At 64.4% G+C, this 20398-nt stretch carries 17 protein-coding genes and 1 tRNA gene; 15 read left to right on the forward strand and 3 right to left on the reverse strand.

The window, feature by feature from the left end; all coding sequences use genetic code 11:
• Positions 1-90 precede the first annotated feature (90 nt).
• The 6 genes from IT549_RS00735 (at position 91) to IT549_RS00760 (ending at position 10614) form a co-directional block, all read left to right on the forward strand.
• On the forward strand, positions 91-2040 hold the full coding sequence (locus IT549_RS00735; protein ID WP_292969212.1) for a proprotein convertase P-domain-containing protein: 1950 nt from the start codon (positions 91-93) through the stop codon (positions 2038-2040).
• A gap of 222 nt (positions 2041-2262) precedes the next feature.
• The gene (locus IT549_RS00740; RefSeq protein WP_292969215.1) at positions 2263-3249 is read left to right on the forward strand and encodes a hypothetical protein; all 987 of its coding nucleotides are present in this window, start codon (positions 2263-2265) and stop codon (positions 3247-3249) included.
• A gap of 11 nt (positions 3250-3260) precedes the next feature.
• Positions 3261-3734, forward strand: coding sequence for a hypothetical protein (locus IT549_RS00745; protein ID WP_292969218.1), 474 nt, complete (start codon positions 3261-3263; stop codon positions 3732-3734).
• A gap of 73 nt (positions 3735-3807) precedes the next feature.
• Entirely contained in the window at positions 3808-4878 is a 1071-nt protein-coding gene (locus IT549_RS00750) for a hypothetical protein (RefSeq protein WP_292969221.1), read from the forward strand.
• A 123-nt stretch (positions 4879-5001) separates the two neighbouring features.
• Positions 5002-10029, forward strand: coding sequence for a hypothetical protein (locus IT549_RS00755; protein ID WP_292969224.1), 5028 nt, complete (start codon positions 5002-5004; stop codon positions 10027-10029).
• 63 nt (positions 10030-10092) lie between these two features.
• Positions 10093-10614 (forward strand): hypothetical protein, encoded by a 522-nt coding sequence (locus IT549_RS00760; RefSeq protein ID WP_292969227.1) that lies wholly within the window; start codon positions 10093-10095, stop codon positions 10612-10614.
• A gap of 41 nt (positions 10615-10655) precedes the next feature.
• Here the strand turns inward: IT549_RS00760 and IT549_RS00765 are convergent, their stop codons facing one another.
• From IT549_RS00765 to IT549_RS00775, 3 genes are all read right to left on the reverse strand, one after another.
• Positions 10656-11378, reverse strand: a complete 723-nt coding sequence (locus tag IT549_RS00765; protein WP_292969229.1) for a cytochrome c3 family protein — start codon at positions 11376-11378, stop codon at positions 10656-10658.
• Positions 11375-11953, reverse strand: a complete 579-nt coding sequence (locus tag IT549_RS00770; protein ID WP_292969231.1) for a hypothetical protein — start codon at positions 11951-11953, stop codon at positions 11375-11377. Before IT549_RS00770 ends, IT549_RS00765 begins: the two co-directional genes overlap by 4 nt.
• Before the next feature lie 110 nt (positions 11954-12063).
• Positions 12064-12153: transfer RNA gene (locus tag IT549_RS00775), tRNA-Ser, on the reverse strand.
• Positions 12154-12228: 75 nt separating this feature from the next.
• Between IT549_RS00775 and IT549_RS00780 the strand changes: the two genes are divergently transcribed.
• Genes IT549_RS00780 through IT549_RS00820 form a run of 9 tightly spaced genes read left to right on the forward strand, consistent with a single transcriptional unit; the run spans position 12229 to position 20365 of the window.
• Entirely contained in the window at positions 12229-13332 is a 1104-nt protein-coding gene (locus IT549_RS00780) for a lytic murein transglycosylase (RefSeq protein WP_292969233.1), read from the forward strand.
• Positions 13316-14260: an SPOR domain-containing protein gene (locus tag IT549_RS00785; protein WP_292969236.1), complete on the forward strand. Its 945-nt coding sequence runs from the start codon at positions 13316-13318 to the stop codon at positions 14258-14260. Before IT549_RS00780 ends, IT549_RS00785 begins: the two co-directional genes overlap by 17 nt.
• Before the next feature lie 38 nt (positions 14261-14298).
• Positions 14299-15474, forward strand: coding sequence for a D-alanyl-D-alanine carboxypeptidase family protein (locus IT549_RS00790; protein ID WP_292969238.1), 1176 nt, complete (start codon positions 14299-14301; stop codon positions 15472-15474).
• On the forward strand, positions 15471-16106 hold the full coding sequence (gene tmk, locus IT549_RS00795; protein ID WP_292969241.1) for a dTMP kinase: 636 nt from the start codon (positions 15471-15473) through the stop codon (positions 16104-16106). Before IT549_RS00790 ends, tmk begins: the two co-directional genes overlap by 4 nt.
• Complete coding sequence (locus IT549_RS00800; RefSeq protein WP_292969243.1) at positions 16103-17062, forward strand: AAA family ATPase; 960 nt, start codon at positions 16103-16105, stop codon at positions 17060-17062. The genes tmk and IT549_RS00800 overlap by 4 nt, the downstream gene beginning before the upstream one ends.
• Before the next feature lie 27 nt (positions 17063-17089).
• Positions 17090-18649, forward strand: a complete 1560-nt coding sequence (gene metG, locus IT549_RS00805) for a methionine--tRNA ligase (protein WP_292969246.1) — start codon at positions 17090-17092, stop codon at positions 18647-18649.
• Positions 18649-19425: a TatD family hydrolase gene (locus IT549_RS00810; protein ID WP_292969249.1), complete on the forward strand. Its 777-nt coding sequence runs from the start codon at positions 18649-18651 to the stop codon at positions 19423-19425. Before metG ends, IT549_RS00810 begins: the two co-directional genes overlap by 1 nt.
• The gene (locus IT549_RS00815; protein WP_292969252.1) at positions 19422-20189 is read left to right on the forward strand and encodes an MBL fold metallo-hydrolase; all 768 of its coding nucleotides are present in this window, start codon (positions 19422-19424) and stop codon (positions 20187-20189) included. The genes IT549_RS00810 and IT549_RS00815 overlap by 4 nt, the downstream gene beginning before the upstream one ends.
• Positions 20186-20365: a hypothetical protein gene (locus IT549_RS00820; protein ID WP_292969255.1), complete on the forward strand. Its 180-nt coding sequence runs from the start codon at positions 20186-20188 to the stop codon at positions 20363-20365. The genes IT549_RS00815 and IT549_RS00820 overlap by 4 nt, the downstream gene beginning before the upstream one ends.
• Positions 20366-20398: the final 33 nt, after the last annotated feature.

A 20398-nucleotide genomic window follows, 5' to 3' on the forward strand; every position in this document is an offset into this window, starting at 1 on the left:
CACGAAAAAGCATAGGCTTAATTGAGCGTTTACCATTCTGCGCTAGGGGATTTCCCGATGGGGTCGAAAACCATTCCTGAACCTGCCTTCATGGCATCGTTGGTCGGCGTGCTGTTCCGCGCCTTGCTGGCCGTGCTTGTCACGCTTGGCTGGGCGAGCGCTGCTGAGGCCCAGGCGGTCAATCGCTACACCAACAATACCGCCAGTTCGGCCAATGCGATCAATGATACGGCCACCCCGTGCAGCAGCCCGTTTACGCGCACCTTCTCGGTCGGGGCGAGCTACACCGTTGCCGATGTGAACATCGGTCTGCTGATGGCCCATACCTATCGCTATGACCTGATTGTGACGCTGGTTTCCCCAGCCGGAACGCGGGTCGTGGTGTCGAACCAGATCGGCGGCGGGGCAGACAATTTCAACGCGTTGATGGACGATTCCGGCACCAACCCGATCGTCAACTATACCGCGAATTCCAGCATCAGCGCCGTTCCGCCCTATGCCGCGACCTACCAGCCCAGCAATCTGCTGAGCGCATTCAACGGCCAGAATGCCAATGGCACCTGGACGCTGGAAATCTGTGACAATGCGGCGGCGGACAGCGGTACTTTCTATCAGGCCGATCTCTACCTGACCCAGGCCTCGACCAATTACGCCGATCTCTCGCTGGCGCAGAGCGTCAGCTCGACCAGCCCGACCGGCCGTGCGACGATCACTTACACCCTGACGATCGCCAATGCCGCGACATCGCCGCAGACCGCGACCGGTGTCACTGTGCGCGATGCACTGCCCAGCGGCGTGGAGTTCGTCAGCGCCAGCGGAACCGGTTCCTACAACAGCGCCACGGGCGACTGGTCGGTGGGCTCACTGGCACCGGGTGCAAGCGCCAGCCTGACGATCACCGCGATTGTCGCGACCGGCAATGCGGTAAGTGTGACCAACGTCGCTGAAATCACGTCATCGTCGGTCAGCGACCTTGATTCCACGCCCAACAACGGGATTACCAGCGAAGACGACTATGCCAGCACCACCTTCACCATGGTCAACACCCGCACGGCGGGTACCGCGCCGACGCTGACCTGCGCTGCCGGAACCGCGGTGTTCGACTGGGACAGCATTACCTGGAACGCTGGCAGCACTTCGGGAACCTATTCGGTCAGCGGGATCGGCAATGTCGCCCTGGCGATCACCAACACCAGCGGCACCTTCCTCAACAACGCGACCTATGGTGGCCAATCCCCGGCTGAACAGAGCACTGTCACCGGCGGGCTGTCGCCAGCGCAAAGCTCGCTCGAGCAGCTGGTTGACCTCACCAGCCAGAGCGCCACGGTCGATACCACGATCACGCTGGGTTCGGCGGTGCCGGGACTGCAGTTCAAGATTTTCGACGTCGATTACAACGTCAACCAGTTTGCCGACCGGGTGACCGTGACCGGCTATCTCAACGGCTCCACCGTAACGCCCACCCTGACCAACGGCATTTCCAACTGGGTGTCGGGCAACAGTGCCTATGGCGATGCGATTTCGGCCGATGCGCAGGCCAACGGCAATGTCACGGTGACCTTCAGCAGTCCGGTGGACACGATCGTGATCAACTATGGCAACCACTCCTACGCGCCGACCAATCCCGGCCAGCAGGGCGTGGCATTGCACGACATCACCTTCTGCAAGCCGGTGACCGGTATCTCGGTCACCAAGGTAAGCTCGGTGATCAGCGACCCGGTCAACGGCACCAACTATCCCAAGGCCATCCCGGGGGCGGTGGTGGAATACTGCATCCTGGTGTCGAACACCGGCACCTCGACCCTGACCAACGTGGTCGCCAGCGACAACCTGCCCAGCAACTTCAGCTATGCGGCGGGTACCCTGCGCAGCGGCATCAGCTGCGCCGCCGCGACCACTGTGGAGGACGACAACGCCAGCGGTGCGGATGAAACTGATCCGCACGGCGCCTCGATCAGCGGGACCGCGCTCAGCGCCACCGCCAGCTCGATGCCGGCGGTGACCGGATTTGCGCTCAAATTCCGCGGAACCGTTAACTAAGGCGCGAATTCGACAATGCCTGGAAATGGCCGCCAGTTCACACAAAGTCGTTTTATTACATGGCATTGATGGCGTATGGTTCGGAACAACCTGAATTAACCTTTGCACCCCGCGCTCTGCCGCTCGCCAGGCCTCGTTGGTGACGATTTTCTTACTGAAATTTCAGGGAAATCTCGCAGGGCATTTTCCGGTTTGTTAACCTAAATCGGCTACCACGCGGGCATGAAAAACCGTCTTGCCATGCGCGCCGCCCACGGCACCTGCGCCATCGTCGCCCTTGGGGCCCTTGCCATTCCGAGCCTGGCTCATGCAACCGGCGTCACGGCCGGTACGCTGATCCAGAACACCGCGACCGCGACCTACACCACGGGTTCGGTCTCGGGCTCGATCACCTCGAACACCGTGACGGTGCGGGTTGACGAGATCCTGGATGTCGCGGTTGCCGGGCTGACCACGGCTCCGGCGCTGGCCGGCGCCAGCAATGTGGTGCTGGAATATACCCTGACCAACACCGGTAACGGTCCCGAAGCCTACAACCTCACCGTCAACACGGCAGTGGCCGGCAACCAGTTCGATGCCACGCTGCAATCGGTCGTGGTCGATAGCAACGGCAACAACACTTACGATCCGGGCGTCGATCTGGTGCTGGCGCCGGGTGCGCCGACTCCGTCGATCGCTGCTGATGGCTCGCTGCGGGTTTTCGTACTGGTCAACGTGCCGGGCACAGTGGTTGATGGCCAGACCGGCCAGGTTCAGCTGAGTGCCGCTGCGGTGACCGGTTCGGGCACGCCGGGTACGGTCTTTGCAGGGCAGGGCGATGGCGGCGGCGATGCCGTGGTCGGCACCTCGACCGCAAACCAGAGCGCCAACGACAGTCTGACCGCCAGCCTTGCCACCGTGGCACTGGCCAAGTCGGCAACGATTGCCGATCCGTTCGGCGGCAACCAGCCGGTTCCGGGTGCAGTGGTCACCTACACACTGGTCGCCACGGTCAGCGGCAGCGGTCAGGCCGACAGCCTGCACGTTACCGACGTGATCCCGACCGGCACCACCTATCAGGCCGGCACGCTCAAGCTCGATGCCGCTTCGCTCAGCGATGCCAGCGATGCCGATGCCGGTCAGGCCTCTGCCGCCGGGATCGATGTCAACCTTGGCACGGTTGCCGGGGGTTCCACCAAGACCGTCACGTTCGACGTCAAGATTGATTGAGGAGACCAGTGATGAAAAAGTTCGTGATCGCAGCCGCTTCGGCCCTGTTCGCAACCATCGCCGCTCCTGCGGCCATGGCCAATGGCGCGCAGCCCGTCGAGCTTCAAGGCGGTGTGAAGGTTGATAAGCTAGTCGTTGAAAACGGTAAGGAAAAACACGTTTACAGCGATCCCAAGGTGGTCGTTCCCGGCGACAAGCTGGTGTTCACGACCACCTACAGCAACACCGGCGCAGAGCCGGTGCGCAATTTCGTGGTGACCAACCCGCTGCCCGCAGCTGTCGCCCTGGCGCCCGAAGGGGCGGAAAAGCAGGACGTTTCGGTCGATGGCGGCAAGAGCTGGGGCAAGCTCGGCATGCTCAAGGTGAGCGATGCTGCCGGCCAGCGTTCGGCCCAGGCCAGCGACGTTACGCACGTCCGCTGGGTCCTGCCGCTGCTCGCACCCGGCGCCCGGGGCGCGGTTACCTACAACGCTATCGTCCGCTGAACGGGGGACAGCCGCCAGGACACGCGGGCGGATTTGATCGCGGGTCGCAAGGAAACAGAACGAGGACCAGACAATGATTAAGTATGGCAGACTGCTAGGGACGGTCGGTGCTGCTGCACTTGCCGTCGTTGGTGCAAGTCCGGCCTTCGCCTCCGGTACGGCGGCAGGGACGGTGATCACCAACACGGTAACCGTGAACTATCAGGTGGGCGGTGTGAACCAGACCGCAACCGGGGCTTCCAACAGCTTCGCGGTTGACCGCAAGGTCAACATGACGGTGGCCGAAGTCGGCACCACCACCACCCAGGTTTCGCCCGGCCAGCTCGCGGCGGTGACCACCTTCACGGTGACCAACAATTCGAACGCGACGCTCGATTTCGCGCTTGCTGCTGCCCAGCAAACGGGCGGGGCCGGTGCGCATTCGAACACCGACACCTTCGATGCCACCAACGTCAAGATCTATGTCGATACCAACGGCAACGGAACCTACGACGTCGGCACCGATCTGGAAGTGGCGTACCTTGACGAACTGGCCGCTGACGCCAGCAAGACCGTGTTCGTTGTGGCCGACATGCCGCTTGGGCTGGCCACGAATGACGTTGCGGCGGTTACGCTGACGGCAACGGGCCGCGAAGGCGGCGGTACGGGCAGCCAGGGTGCCGCGCTGAGCGAAACCAACACCGGTATCACCAACGAAATCGATCCGAACGAAGTCGATACGGTCTTCGCCGATGCCGCCGGGGCCACCGACGGTGCGGGCGATGGCGCGCATTCGGCCAAGGACGACTGGACCGTGCTGGCGGCGGCGCTGAGCGTCACCAAGCTGAGCAAGGTGGTTTCGGATCCGGTCAACGGCACCAGCAACCCCAAGGCAATCCCGGGCGCGACGATCGAATACTGCATCGTCGTGGCCAACGCCGCAGGCAGCGCGACTGCCAGCAGCGTGGCCATCTCTGACCCGCTGCCGGCCACGGTTACCTATGACGGCGGCGGCGTGTTCGTTGACGGCTCGGTCACCTCGGGCGCGTGCAACACCGATGGCAGCAACACCGGCAGCCATGCGGCCGGCGTGGTCAGCGGCACGATCTCCAGCGTTACCGCTGGCGAAACCAAGACGCTGCGCTTCCGCGCAACGATCAACTAAACCAGGAGGCGGGCGGCGGGCCTTGATCGGCACGCCGCCCACCACCGCAACTCCCAAGGGTCGATGGGCGTTTTCCGGCAAATTGGCATGGTCATGGCAGCGCTGCTCGCGCTGCTTTTTGGCATGTCTGCCGTGTCCGCCCAGACGATCGACAATGTCGCTGCGGCGCAGTGGACCCAGGGCGGCAGCACCCGCTCGACCAGCTCGAACACGGTGACGATCAACCTGGCGCAGCCGACGGTCACGATCGATACCCTTGCGCTTGCCCCAAGCGGCACCACCAGCCCATTTGCGGCCCCGCGCTGCGGCGGCAATGTGCTGAATCTTCCCGGCGGGCTGGGGACCAGCAACCCCAGTGCCACGCTGCAGCCGACTTCCAGCTACCGGATCGGCGATCTGCTGTTTTTCCAGGTCACGGCGCCCTCGGCCAATCTTGATGCGGCCGCGGTTGATAGCCTGACCGCCACGCTCACCACCACCGCGGGCGACCGCGAGGTGCTGACCATTTATGAAACCGGGGCCAACACCGGCCTGTTTCTGGGCGCGATCCAGACCAATGGCGTGCCGCCCGCTGCCGTGCAGGGCGATTGCCGCCTGGGCTCGGCTCCGGCCGGCCAGGTGACCATCGCGATCACCGGTTCGGGCTCGCCCAATGTCATTGCCACCACTCAGGTCGGGATCCTGGCTGATCCGTTCGGCCTGGTCTTCGACAGCGAAACCGGCGCACCGGTCAACGGCGCGCGGGTCTCACTGGTCGATGCGATCACCGGTGCGCCGGCGCGGGTCTATGCCGATGATGGCGTCACCGCCTGGCCTTCGACGGTCTATTCGGGGCAGAGCGTTACCGATGCAGCCGGCAACACCTATGTAATGGCGCCGGGCGAATATCGTTTTCCGCTGGCCCCGCTGGGCCAGTACCGGATCGTGATCGAACCGCCTGCGCCCTACACCGCGCCTTCGGTTGCCACGCCGACGCAGCTTTCGGTGCTGCGGCGTCCTGATGGCAACCCGATGCTGATCGTCCCGGCCTCGTTCGGCGGGGCCCTGACCCTCGATGGACCAGAACCCGTGCGGGTCGATATCCCGCTCGACCATCCGCCGATGGCGGTCGCGCTGACCAAGACTGCTTCGCGTCCGGTGGCGCAGCCCGGCGATGCCGTGTTCTACAGCGTCACGGTCAACAATCCCGATCCGCTGGGTCCCAAGCGCGGGGTCACGCTGGTCGATACGCCGTCGCCATGGTTGCGGCTGCGTCCTGATTCGATCCGGATCGACGGGATCGCGGCGCCCGGGGCAGTGCAGATCGCGCCTGATGGCCGCAGCTTTACCCTGCAACTGGGTGATATTCCGGCGCTCGATGCCCGGACTGTGACCTATGCCATGACCGTTCGTGCCGATGCGCCCGCCGGACAGGCCGAAAACCGTGTGATCGCCTCCGACGACCGCGGGCTTTCGACCACCACCGGGGCTATCGTGCGGATCGACCGCCAGGATCTGGCCGCGCGGATGACCGTGATTGGCCGGATTACCGCCGGTGGCTGCGCGGTTGAGGGCGACCACCCCGGGATTCCGGGCGTGCGCGTGGTGATGGAAGACGGCAGCTTTGCGATTACCGATGCCGATGGCCGCTATCACTTCGATGGCGTGGTGCCCGGCAGCCATGTGGTTCAGGCGCAGTGGCAGACCCTGCCCAAGGGCGGCGTCTTCACCGATTGCACGCGTTCGACCCGCAGCGCCGGCAGCGCCAGCTCACGCTTTGTCATCGGGCAGGGCGGCAGCCTGGTGATCGCCGATTTTGCTGCGAAATTGCCTGAAGGCACGCTGGTAAAGCGCGAGAATAACGCAGAAAAAATCAAATATGAAGCCGTTGAAGGCAAGGCTGCGGCCAAGAGCCCGGCGCAGCTGGCTGCCGAGGCCGCCGAACGCGCCGCCGCCGGGGCCGATACCGACTGGCTGGCCAAGGGCGATGGGCCGACCGAATTCCTGTTCCCGGCGCTGGATCACAATCCCCGCGCTCCGGCCATTCGCGTCGCGATCCGCCACCGGATGGGCCAGAAGGTTGAGTTGCTCGCCAACGGCAAGCCGGTCGATCCGCTGAGCTTCGATGGCGCGCGGCCTTCGCCCGGCCGGACTTTCGCGGTCAGCCTGTGGCGCGGGATCCCGCTGAGCGGTGAGACCACCAAGCTGGTCGCCATTGTCCGCGACGAGCAGGGCAAGGAACTGACCCGCCTGACGCGCGACGTCCATTTCGTCGGCACTCCGGCGCGGGTCGAGCTGCTGCCGGGCAAGAGCAAGCTGGTGGCCGACGGGTCCACCCGTCCGGTGCTGGCACTGCGCCTGGTCGATCACAACGGCCGTCCGGTTCATGCCGGGCTGACCGGCGAATTCAGCCTCAGCTCGCCCTATGAAAGCGCCGAGGCAATCGACGCGCTGCAGCAGCGCCAGCTTTCAGGGCTGGGCCGCCAGGCGCCGCGCTGGATGGTCAAGGGCGATGATGGCATTGCCTATGTCGAACTGGCCCCGACCATGGCCAGCGGCAAGCTGCACATGGAATTCAACTTCAACGACGGCCAGCAGCGCCGCCGCCAGGAACTGGATGCCTGGATCGTGCCGGGTGACCTGCCGTGGACCGTGGTTGGCCTGGCTGAAGGGACCCTGGGCAAGGGCGCGCGCGGCACTGTGGGCAAGGGCATGGAGCGCACCGGCGCTTTTGACAGCGATCTGGGCGATCATGCCCGGCTGGCCTTCTATGCCAAGGGGCAGGTGGCCAAGGGTCTGCTGCTGACCGCGAGCTATGACAGCGCCAAGCAGCGCGATGACCACCAGCTGCTGGGGGCAATCGATCCGCGCGCCTATTACACCGTCTTTGCCGATGGTTCGGACCGCCGCCATGACGCCGCCAGCCGCGACAAGTTCTACCTGCGGCTTGAAAGCAGCAAGTTCTACGCGATGTACGGCGATGTCGAGAGCGGCTTCGACCAGACCCAGCTGGCCCGCTATCAGCGCGCCGCGACCGGTCTGAAGGGCGAAGTGAACGCCGGTGGCTTCCACGCCCAGGGCTTTGCCGCGAAGGTGGCAACCACGCACCGCCGCGACGAATTCCAGGGTGGCGGGATCTCGGGCCCCTATCGCCTGTCGAGCCGCGCGATCATTGCCGGCAGCGAAATGGTCACGATCGAAGTGCGCGACCGCTTCCGCAGCGAAGTGATCGTCGAGCGCCGCACGCTGGTGCGCTATGTCGATTACACCATCGACCTTTTGGCCGGCACGATCACCTTCAAGGAACCGGTGCTGAGCCGTGATGCGCAGCTCAATCCGCAATTCATCGTGATCGACTATGAACTCGATCCGCTGACCGCCAAGGGCGGCGAATGGAACGGCGGCCTGCGTGCTGACGTGACCACCGCCAAGGGCGCGCTGCGGATCGGCGCCAGCGCGATCAGCGATACCAGCTCGAACGCCGGCACCCGCACCACGCTGCTGGGTGTGGACCTCAAGGCGCGGCTGGGCCAGGCGACCGAACTGCGCGCCGAATATGCCCGCAGCCTCAACCAGGGCGCGCAGGCCGATGCCTTCCTGCTCGAGCTCGAGCACCATTCGGGCCGGCTCGACGTATTGGCCTACATCCGCCAGGCGCAGCGCGAATTCGGGCTGGGCCAGGGTTCGGGCGCCGAACTGGGCCGCCGCAAGATCGGCGTCGATGCCCGCGTGCGGATCACGCCCGACCTGTCGGTGGTGACCAGCGGCTGGGTTGACGACAGCCTGACCGACGGCACCCGCCGCGTCGCGGTGCAATCGGGCCTGCAGTGGCGCACCGCCAAGGGCGACGCGCGGATCGGTCTGTCGCATTTCAACGATCGCCGCGCCGATGGCAGCCAGGCCAAGAGTGATGTGCTCGAAGCCTCGGTCTCGCGCCGGTTCTTCGACAACAAGCTGGAACTCAGCGCCGCCACCAGCTTTGCCCTGGGCAAGAGCGCCTCGATCGACCTGCCCGAACGGCACCGCTTCACCGCGCGCTATTCGATCAGCCCGGCGGTCAAGCTGGTCGGCACCTATGAAATCGCCCACGGCGATAACATCGATGCCCGCACCGGCCGGATCGGCGTTGAACTGGCCCCGTGGACCGGCGGCCGCGTAACCGGGCTGCTGGGCCAGCAATCGATCGACGAATTCGGCAAGCGCAGCTTCGCCGCCTTCGGCCTGTCCCAATCGCTTCCGGTGACCAAGAACCTGACGCTCGACGCCACGCTCGATTCAAACCGCACCCTCTCGGGCTTCCGCCTGGCCGATCTGGTCAACCCGGCGCATCCGGCCTCGAGCAGCGGCACGCTGGGCGATAACGGCGCGCTGGCCGAAGACTTCACCGCGGTGACGCTGGGCGGCACCTGGCGCAAGGACAAGTGGAGCGCCACGCTGCGCGGCGAACTGCGCGATGGCGAGCTGGGTACCCGCAAGGGTGCCACCTTCGGCGCGATCCGCCAGCTGGGCGAAGGCTCGATGGTCGGCACCGGGGTAACCTGGACCAAGGCCAAGGCCAGCACCGGCGCCGATACCGAAATGCTCGACGCGGCGATCGCCGTGGCGCACCGCCCTGACAAGTCCGAATTCGCCATGCTGTCCAAGGTCCAGTTCCGTTCGGACGTGGTCCACGGCGCCGTGGCCGGCGATGCGGGCGCGGCGGGCAGCTCGATCTTCACGGTCAACGGCGATGCCCGTTCGGACCGCCTGATCGCCAGCCTTTCGGCCGACTGGGCGCCGCGCAGCAAGGTCGATGGTCAGCTGGTCCAGCGCCACAATGTCGGCCTGTTCCTGGCTGCGCGCCACAACTTCGACCGCTTCGAAAGCTATGACCTGTCGAGCACCACGCTCATGGGCGGGCTCGACCTGCGCTATGGCATCGGCGATCATTTCGAAATCGGCGCGGTCGGCAATGTCCGCTACAACCTGCAGGACAAGACCGCGCAGTTCTCATACGGGCCGCAGATCGGCGTCTCGCCGGCCAAGGATGTGCTGCTACTGATCGGCTACAACATCACCGGCTTCCGCGATCCCGATTTCTCGGCGCTGCGCAACACCGACAAGGGCCTGTTCGCGACGATCAAGGTCAAGTTCGACGCCGATACCTTTGGCTTCCTGGGCCTGGGCCGATAGGGGCTGGTCTTAACCGATCAATTAAGCTCTATTCCGCTCCTCCAGACCAAGGAGGGGAATGTCATGTCCAATGCCGTTGAAGCCGCATCGCCGCCGGGCAAGGTGGCCGGGATCGCCATCACCGCGATCGTCATTGTCCTGATCGTTGCCTGGATCGCACTGGCGATCGGCGTGCTCAACATGACTGACAAGACGCTGGTCGGGGCCTTCATGTTCCTGTGGTACTGGGCAAACAACGAACAGCTGCAATTTTCGCGACTGGTCCCGGCGATGGTCGGCGCGCTGGTGGGGATCGGGATCGCCTGGTTCCTGTGGTACGGTCCCAGCGAATATGGCGGGGCGGGGCTGGCGGCATCGCTGCTGCTGCTGATCGCGGCGCTTTACCTGGATGTGGTGAAACTGCTGCCGATCGCGATCAACAGTTCGACCATGCTGTTCGTCACACTGGCCGCCGCGCCGCTGATCCAGTTTGAGGTTGATTGGCTTGAACTGGTCAAATCGACCGTGCTGGGCGGAGCGTTCTTCGCGGCGGCGGTCTGGGGCTTGCAGAAGCTGGCGGCGCGGTTTGCACCGGCCGCAAGCTGAACCAGCAAGGCTATTGAACAGCTCGGTCGGGCAAGGGCGCGCTAGTCGTCGTGCCCTTCGCCTTCACCCCTGCCTTCCACTTCGCCGTGTGCACTGCGATGGCATCGCACACAGTTGTCGATCCGGGTGATTCCTTCCTCGCGGTGTTCGGCGATGATGTCGGCAGGCTGATGCTCATGGCAGCCATAGCAGGTATAGCGCCGATAGTTCCCGCCCTGATGGCAGGTTGTGCAACGCGTGTTGTGGTTGCGATCCAGCGCGAAGTAGCGGTCGTGATTGAACGTCGCGGGTTTCCAGGCGGAGGTCTGGTGACAGGTTGAGCACAGCGACGGCTTGCCGGCATGCAATTCGTCGCGCGGCGCCGTATGGCAGGACTGGCACCTGGCACGCAGATCCGCCTTCAGCAGCGCATGATCGAACCGGATCCCAGCGGCCCGCGACAATGGCGCTTTCGGATGGTCGCTATGGCAGGCCATGCAATCCGGCTCTGCGAGGGCCTGATGAAACGGCGGCTTGCGGCTGCTCTTCGGGATCGGTTGCCCCTTGGTGGTCCGCAGGCCGATCTCCGCCACAACATGGCAGCTCGTGCAGCGCTTGGCCGAGGCCCCCCGGAACGGTGCGTGGCAGGCAAAGCAATCGTCCTGCAAGGCCTTGTGCGCCGGCATGAGGTTTCCCGGGCTGACCATTGCATGCGGCCGCACGAAACTCAGCCCGATTGTTCCGGCAAGCAGGAGCCACAGGGCGATCCAGATCGCGCGCTTCATTTCCACCCCCAGAACAGGAAGGTGGATAGGATGTGCGCCGTGGCCAGCGCTGCAAATGCCAGCGAGATGGGCAGATGGATCGTCCGCCACTTCTTCACCCAGCCAGCAGCCAGACTGTCCCAGAACAGTTTCTGCTCGATAGCGGCATCATCCAGCCCCTGGTCGTGCAGCGCGCCGCGCGCCTGCTTCATCCAGCGCCCCGCACGCTGAACCAGATATTTGCCGGTCAGGCCGCTGGCGATGTTGAGGCTCATCGCGATGACCGCGAGCCAGGCGAGCGCGGCATTGAAGTGGATGCCCGCATGGACCAGCACCAGCGTCGATCCGATCCAGGCCAGCCATTCGTGCAGCCGCAACAGGCGTACCGGATTCGAGCTGGCGATAAGCCCCCGTTTCCTCAGCGAATGACCGAATGACAGCAGGATCAGGATCGTTCCGGGAATTCCCAGATAGCGTCCGATCCAGACCATATCGGTGATATGCAGGACAAGGTCGATCAGCAGGGTGACCGCCGCAAGGACCAGCAGCCGAAAGTAGAACGGCAGAATTTCGCGCAGAAACAGCCCGATCGTCATCGCGGGATGTCCGTGTTCGTGCGGATTGTTGGCGATTGCGGGGGCATGCGGCCGGTCTAGGTCGCAATTCCGGCCGCTCCCATGACCGAGATCAAACCCGTGCGGGCCGGTGGCGGACAGGGTGGGATTCGAACCCACGGTGAGCTTGCACCCACGGCGGTTTTCAAGACCGCTGCCTTAAACCACTCGGCCACCTGTCCTATGCCGGGGGCCGCTAGCCGGTTTCGGGGCGGGCGGCAATTCCCGAATCGCTTGTGCTGTGCGAGAAGGGGGCGATGCCTGATCTGCGAACCTTGCGAATTGCCCTGTCCTTTGGTGCTGTTGCCGCGCTGGCGGGGGTGGCTGGAGGCAGTGTCGGGCAGCAGTCAGCGTCGGTGGCGGCGCCGCTCCCGTTGGCGCAGCCGGTGATTCAGGCCGTGCCGCAGCAACCCCAGGTCAACGATGGCTTTGCAGCCTATCTCGAACTGGTCAGGGCAAAAGCGCGGGCGCAGGGGATCAGCCAGCGCAGCATTGTTGCCCTGACCAGCGGGCTCACACCGAATCCCCGGGTCGTCTCGCTTGATCGTGCGCAGCCCGGATCACGGCCCGGCTCGCCGCCGGCCTTCTGGCCCTATTACCGCGATCATGTGGACGCGGCGCGGATCAACGGCGGGCGCGACATGCTGGCTGCCAGCGCTGCGATCACGCCAGGGATCGAGGCGGAATACGGGGTGCCGGCCAAGATCCTGCTGGCGATCTGGGGGCACGAAACCTTCTATGGCCGGGTGAAGGGTGATTTCGATCTGGCCCGATCGCTGGCGACCCTGGCCTATGAAGGCCGCCGCCGCTCGCTGTTCGAAGCCGAATTTCTGGCCTTGATGAAGATGGCCGATCGCGGCGTGCCGCGTGGCAAGATGGTGGGCAGCTGGGCCGGGGCCTTCGGCAATCCGCAATTCCTGCCATCGGTCTATCTGCGCCTGGCCAAGGATGGCGATGGCGATGGTTTTGCCGATATCTGGAACAACCGGGCCGATACGCTGGCCTCGATCGCCAACTATTTTCGCGATGCCGGCTGGCGCCGTGGCGAACCCTGGGGGGTGCGGGTAACCGTGCCCGATGGCTTTGACCGCTCGCAGCTGGGTGAAAAGCTGCTGGCGCCCAGCTGTGCGAATGTCCACGCCCGCCATTCGGTCTGGAAGACGGTGGGCGAATGGAAAGCGCTGGGGCTGATGCCGCAGGCGGGAATCGCCGATCAAACGATGGCCTCATTGTTCGAACCTGACGGACCGGGGAATGGTTCATTCCTGTTAACCGGGAATTATCGGGTCATCCTGCATTACAACTGCTCGAACTACTACGCACTGTCCGTGGGGTTACTTGCAGATGAGATTTCGCGTTGATCATGCTCTGCCGCTTGCGGCGCTGACGCTTCTGGCCGCCTGTGGCGGCGGTGGCGGTGGCCTCCAGAGCGCTTCGGGCGCACCGATGTCGGCCCAGGGTCCGGCCGGGGACTATCCGATGGTAGTCGGCCCGGCCTATACCGTTGAGGGGACAACCTACACCCCCGCCGATACCATGAATTATGATGTGGTCGGCCGCGCCAGCGTGGGCGCCGAAGGCGGCAGCGGCGTAACAGCCGCGCATCACACCCTGCCGCTGCCCAGCTATGTCGAAGTGACCGAGCTGGCGAGCGGGCGCACGATCCTGGTCCGGGTCGAACGGCGCGGGCCGATGCAGAGCCGCAATGTGATCGAACTGTCGCCGGGAGCTGCCGCCCAGCTGGGCCTGACCGGTCAGGAGCAGACTGCCGTCAGGGTTCGGCGGGTCAATCCGATCGAACCCGAACGCGCCTTGCTTCGCGCTGGCCAGCCGGCGCCGGCGCGGATGGATACGCCCAAATCGCTGCTGGGCGTGCTCTCACGCAAGCTCGACACCCAGGAAGGGGTGACACGCCCGGCGCCTGAAGCGACACCGGCCCCGGCGCCGGCCCCAGCGCCGACGCCCAAGCCGGGCAAGGACAAGAAGCCCAAGCCGGTACCGGTTCCCAAGCCTGCGCCTGCACCGGCGCCAAAACCTGCTCCCGCGCCTTCACCGGCACCTGCCCCCGCTCCGGCGGCAAAGGGCAAGTTCGTGGTTCAGGTTGGTGCCTTTTCGAACCAGGCCAATGCCGCGGCCGCGGCCAGCAAGACCGGGGGCAGCGCGGCTGCGGTCGGCAAGCTGTGGCGGGTGCGGATGGGGCCCTTCGCCAGCGAAGCCCAGGCCAAGGCCGCCTTGGCTAAGGCCAGGGCCGCAGGCTATAGCGACGCCCGAATCCAGAGCGCGAACTAGGCCAAGGTCCTTCGCGCCCGACGCGGGGGACTTAGGGCTTGGCCAAGTGGCGTTACCTGCTGCCGATTGCACTGCTGCTGGCCAGCGGTTCGGCGCCTGCGGACAACACGCCTGACATCGTAGTCAGCGGCACGTTGGCGCCGCCTCCGGCAAGCTTTGCGCCGATCGCGCTGCTGGCCGATCTTTCGTCGGGGCAGGTGCTGTTTGCCCGCGCCGCCGACAAGCGCTTCCTGCCCGCATCGATGACCAAGGCGATGACCGCGCTGATCGCATTCGATCTGATCGCAGCCGGCAAGCTGGACGAGAACGCGGTGGTGACAGTGCGGCCCGAAACCGCCGCGCGCTGGGCCGGGCGGGGCACCACGCTGAACCTGAGGCCCGGTGAAACGGTGCGCGTGGGTGACCTCTTGATGGGCACCACCACGGTTTCGGCCAACGACGCCGCCGTTGCGCTGGCCGAGGCGGCCATGGGCAGCAAGCAGGCCTTCATCGCCGCGATGAACACAAGGGCGGCGGGATTGGGGATGAAGGGCAGCCGGTTTGGTACGCCCAATGGGATGCCCGACATGGGCAAGACCCAGGTTACCGCGAACGACCTGATCCGGCTGGCAACGGCGCTTATCACCGAACATCCGCAGCGCTACAGGAAGTACTTCGGCCAGAAGTCGATGATCTGGCGTGGCGGGCGCTACGACAGTCACGATCCGTTCGCCGGGGTGCTGCCCGGGGCTGACGGGATCAAGACCGGTCACACCCGTGAAGCCGGGTTCAATTTCCTTGGCGCGGTCGATCGCGGTGGGCGCAGGCTGGTTGTGGTGATTGGCGGCGCACCCAGCGAGCCAGCGCGCGCCCAGGGGGCACGGGCCCTGGCCGAATGGGGCTATCGCCTGTGGGATAGCCATGCGTTCCTCAGCCCCGGCTATGTCGTCGGCGCGGCGCGGGTGCAGGGCGGTGATGCCCGGCAGGTGCAGTTGACCGTGCCGCGCGCCTTTTCGCTGGCGGTGCCGCAGGGGCAGGCGCCCAGGGTGACCGCGCGGATCGTCTATGACGGACCGCTCAGGGCGCCGCTCACCAAAGGCCAGCAGGTGGCCCGGCTTGAAGTCAGTCAACCCGGCCAGCCCAGCCATGTCCTGCCACTGGTGACTGTCCGGGGGGTAGGGGTGGCCGGACCAATCGACAGGATCGGCAATGGCCTGCTAGGGCTGCTGGAATGACGCGCGGCAAGTTCATAGCCTTTGAAGGCGGGGAAGGGGCGGGCAAGAGCACGCAGGCACGCCTGCTCGCCCAGGCCCTGACCGAACGCGGGATCGAATGCGTGGTGACCCGCGAACCCGGCGGCACGCCCGGGGCCGAGGCGATCCGCACGCTGCTGCTCGGCACCGAGGGGGAGGGGTGGCATCCCCGCGCCGAAGCGCTGCTGTTCGCGGCCGCGCGATCCGATCATGTTGAGCGCCTGATCGGGCCTGCGCTCGAGGCGGGCAAATGGGTGATCTGCGATCGCTTCGTCGATTCGAGCCGCGCCTACCAGGGCGGGGCAGGGGGCCTGTCCGATGCCGATGTGCTCGATCTGCACCGGGTTGGCAGTCAGGGTCTGTTGCCCGACCTGACCTTGCTGGTCGAGGTTCGGCCCGGTGTTGCCGAGGCCAGGGCCAGTGCTCGCGATCAGGGTTCATCCGATCGGATCGGCGGGCGCGATGCTGCCTATCATGCCCGCGTCGCAGCGGCCTTCGCGCGTATCGCTGAGGCAGAGCCCGGGCGATTTGCGCGCATTGATGGCAACAACAATTCGGAGCGCGTGTTTGGTGACGTTCTGGGTGCGCTTCAGTCACGCTTTGGTGCCTTTTGAGTACCCTTCATGGCCATGCCGAGGCCTGGCGTGAGTGGCGCGCAGCAAGCGGCTCGGCGCGGATGCACCACGCCTGGATCCTGTCCGGGGTGAAAGGCCTCGGCAAAGGCCTGTTCGCCCGCGCTGCCGCCGCCGAACTGGTCGCCGAAGCGGGCATTTCCCAGCCTGAATGGACCGCGCATCCTGATATCCTGGTGCTCGATCACCTGCCCGCCAACGATGCTGAGGAAGAGAAGAAGGCGGAAGGCAAACCTTTCCAGACAAAGCGGAATATCACGATCGACCAGATCCGCCGGATGCAATCCCGACTGGTCACCCGGCCTACCTTGGGCAGCCGCCGGGTGGTGATCATCGACCCCGCCGACGACATGGAAAAGAACGCCGTCAACGCTCTCCTCAAAAGCCTGGAGGAGCCGCCGGCCGGGACCTATTTCATCCTTGTCGCGCACCGGCTGGGCCGCCTGCTGCCAACCATCCGCTCGCGCTGCCGGATCATGCGGTTCGGCACGCTAAGTGCTGATCAGATCGACGAAATTCTGCGCAACGAAGTGCCCTCGGCCAGCGCCGAAACCCGCGCCGCCGCCATCGCCGCAGCCGACGGATCCCCCGGCGCCGCACTCGAATTCGTCGCACAGGACCTTGGCAAGCTCCACGCCCTGATGCTCCGCCTGATCGCCCAGGGCGACCCGCATTTCGAACTGCGCGGTGCCCTGGCCGAGGAAATCGGCGCCCGCCCTGACCGCGAGCGCCAACTCGCCGCCATCGACCTCGCCCGCGCGGTAGTCGCCGCCCGGCTTGGCAAGGAACGCGCGGGCGATGCTGCCGTAATCGCCGCTCATGGCGAATTGGTGAAGCTTTCCGGCCAGTTGCCCAGCTACAACTTCGATCCCGGCCTGGTCGCAATGGAAGTGGGGGCCTTGCTGGCCTCGCTTGCGATGCCTAGAGAGGCCGCTTGAACCAGTTTGGAAAGATCTGAAACGGCCATGGCCGAACCCTTCTATATCACCACCGCGATTTCCTATCCCAACGGACGCCCGCACATCGGCCACGCCTATGAGGCGATCGCCGCCGACGTGATCGCGCGCCACCAGCGGATGCAGGGCCGCGACGTGCGGTTCCAGACCGGGACCGACGAACACGGCCTGAAGATGGCCCAAAAGGCCCGCGAACTGGGGGTGACTCCGAAGCAGCTATCCGATGAAATGACGCAATATTTCATCGATATGTGCGATGGCCTTAATGTTTCTTACGACAATTTTCAGCGCACCACCGAACCGCGCCACCACCTTTCGGTGCAGGAACTCTGGCGGCGGATGGAGGCCAAGGGCGATCTCTATCTCGATCGCTACGAAGGCTGGTACTCGATCCGCGACGAGGCCTATTACGACGAGAGCGAACTGACCGAAGGGGAGGGGGGCGAAAAGCTCTCGCCCCAGGGCACCCCGGTCGAATGGACGGTCGAGGAATCGTGGTTTTTCCGGCTGTCGAACTATGCCGAACCGCTGCTGAAGCTTTACAACGAGCAACCGGACTTCATTCGCCCGGAAAGCCGCCGCAACGAAGTGATGCGCTTTGTCGAAGGCGGGCTGCGCGATCTGTCGGTTTCTCGCACCAGCTTCGACTGGGGGGTGAAAGTGCCCGGCAGCGACGACCACGTGATGTACGTCTGGGTCGATGCGCTGACCAACTATATCACGGGCCTCGGCTTTCCTGACGAAAGCGGCGATTTCGCGCGGTACTGGCCGGCCGATCTGCACCTGATCGGCAAGGACATTACCCGGTTCCACACGATCTACTGGCCGGCCTTCCTGTGGAGCGCCGGGATTGAAATTCCCCGGCACGTGTTCAGCCATGGCTTCCTGCTCAATCGCGGGCAGAAGGAATCGAAGTCGCTGGGCAATGTCACCGATCCGATGGATCTGGCCGAGCGCTTTGGCGTGGATGTGCTGCGCTATTTCCTGATGCGCGAAGTGGCATTCGGGCAGGATGGCAGCTATTCGCCTGAAGCTATTGTGATGCGTGGGAATACCGAACTGGGCAACGCCTTCGGCAATCTGGCCCAACGCACGCTGAGCTTTATCGCCAAGAACCTTGAATGGTTGCCGCAAATTCGCGGCCATGACGAGGCCGACAGCGCCCTGTTTGAGCTGGTTGGCAACGCCGTGCAAAAGACCATTCCCGCAGCCTTTGATGTTCTGGCCTTGCAGCAGGGAATCGACGCCTGGCTGCAGGCGGTGTTTGCCTGCAACGCCTATATTGATGAGCAGGCGCCCTGGACCTTGCGCAAGACCGATCCTGAGCGGATGGAGACCGTGCTGGCCACGCTGTTCATCTGTATTGCGCAGCTCGCAGTAGGGATCCGGGCAGTGGTGCCGACCAAGGCCGAGGCTTTGCTCGACATGATGGGCATTCCGGAAGAAAACCGGACTTATCAGGGGATTGGCGCGCATTGGTACTCGCCGCTTGCCGAAAGCGACTTCAAGTTGGCAGCGCCAAGCCCGCTGTTCCCGCGCCTCGAACTGCCGGCTGAAGACGCAGCCTGATGCTGATCGATTCGCACTGCCACCTGGAATACAAGGGTCTGGTCGAGGACCAGCAGGGCGTGCTGGCGCGGGCGCGGCAGGCCGGGGTGGGGGGCTTCCTTTCGATCTCGACCCGGCAGCGCGAATGGGACAGCGTGATTGCCACTGCCGAGCGCGAGGCTGATGTCTGGGCGTCGGTCGGGATCCACCCGCACGAGGCTGATGGCCACGCCGACATGGGCGAAGCTGCGCTGCTGGCGGTGGCGGAACATCCGCGCGTGATTGCAATCGGTGAAACCGGACTGGACTATTATTACGATCGCTCGGAACGTGACGTGCAGAAGGCATTGTTTCGGCGTCATATTTCCGTTGCACGCGAAACCGGCCTGCCGCTGATCGTCCATACCCGCGATGCCGAGGAGGATACGGCTGCGATCCTGGCGGACGAAATGGAGAAGGGGGTCTATCCGGCGCTGATTCACTGTTTCACCGCCTCGGCCGATTTCGCCCGTAAAGTGCTCGATCTGGGCCTGACGATCTCGCTGTCCGGGATCGTGACTTTCAAGAATGCCAAGGATTTGCAGGCGATAGCCGCAGAATTGCCCGAAGATCGCATTCTGGTTGAAACCGATGCGCCGTTCCTGGCGCCGGTGCCGCATCGCGGCCAGGTCTGCGAGCCGGCGTTTACGGCCGATACAGCGCGATTTGTCGCGCAATTGCGTGACACTACGGCGGAAGATCTGGCCGAGGTCACGACGCGCAATTTCGCGCGGCTGTTTGCCAAGGCCGGTCTGTGAAGGTCCTGCTGCTAGGCTGCGGCACGTCCACTGGGGTGCCGCGCGTCGGCAACGATTGGGGCCAGTGTGATCCAAATGAGCCCAGAAATCGCCGTTCACGCGTCTCGATCATGGTCGAAAGCGATGCTGGAAAGCGGCTGCTTGTCGATACCTCGACCGATCTTCGGGCCCAACTGCTGACGAATGACATAGACCGGATCGACGCGGTCTTCTGGACGCACGAACATGCCGATCACGCCCACGGCATCGATGACCTGCGCGTGCTGCGCTATGGCCGCGCTGGGCCGATCCCTGGCTATGCGCACAGCGAAATCGCGCGGATCCTGCGGGCGCGGTTTGGCTATGTCTTTGCCGGGCAGTATGGATATCCGACGCTGATCGAGCTCGATACGCTCGATCGGTTGCGGATGTGCGTGGGCTTTGGCGTGGCGCATTGCCAGATGCCGCACGGTCCCGGTGAATCGACCGGCTACCGCTTTGATTGTGACGGCAAATCGGTTGGTTACGCGACAGACTTCAGCGCGATTACGCGCGAGATGGTTGATCTGTTTACAGGTGTTGATGTGCTGGTGACCGATTGCCTGCGCCGCGATCCGCATCCGACGCATTCGCACCTGGCGATGTCGCTTGAACTGATCGAAGCCTGCCGGGCGCGTCAGGGGGTGCTGACGCATCTCGACAAGAGCATGGATTATGTCACCTTGTCGGCGGAAGTTCCGGCGCATGTGCTGGTTGGCTATGATGGCCTGGAGGTTGCAGCATGAACATGTCCGATGGTGAAACCATCACGGCGATTATCGGCGGGATCATGGCGCTGATCCTTGTGGTTGGTAGCTTGCGCAGTCACCAGCTCAGTCAACGCAAGACGTTGCAGATGGCAATTGTGTGGGTGATGATCATCGCAGGGCTGGCGTTGCTTTTTGGCAATTTCACCGGCTGAGCGGGCCATATTGCTGAGTTTGCATTTAACATA

Source organism: Novosphingobium sp., from assembly GCF_020852455.1.
In the GTDB taxonomy this organism is placed as follows: domain Bacteria; phylum Pseudomonadota; class Alphaproteobacteria; order Sphingomonadales; family Sphingomonadaceae; genus Novosphingobium.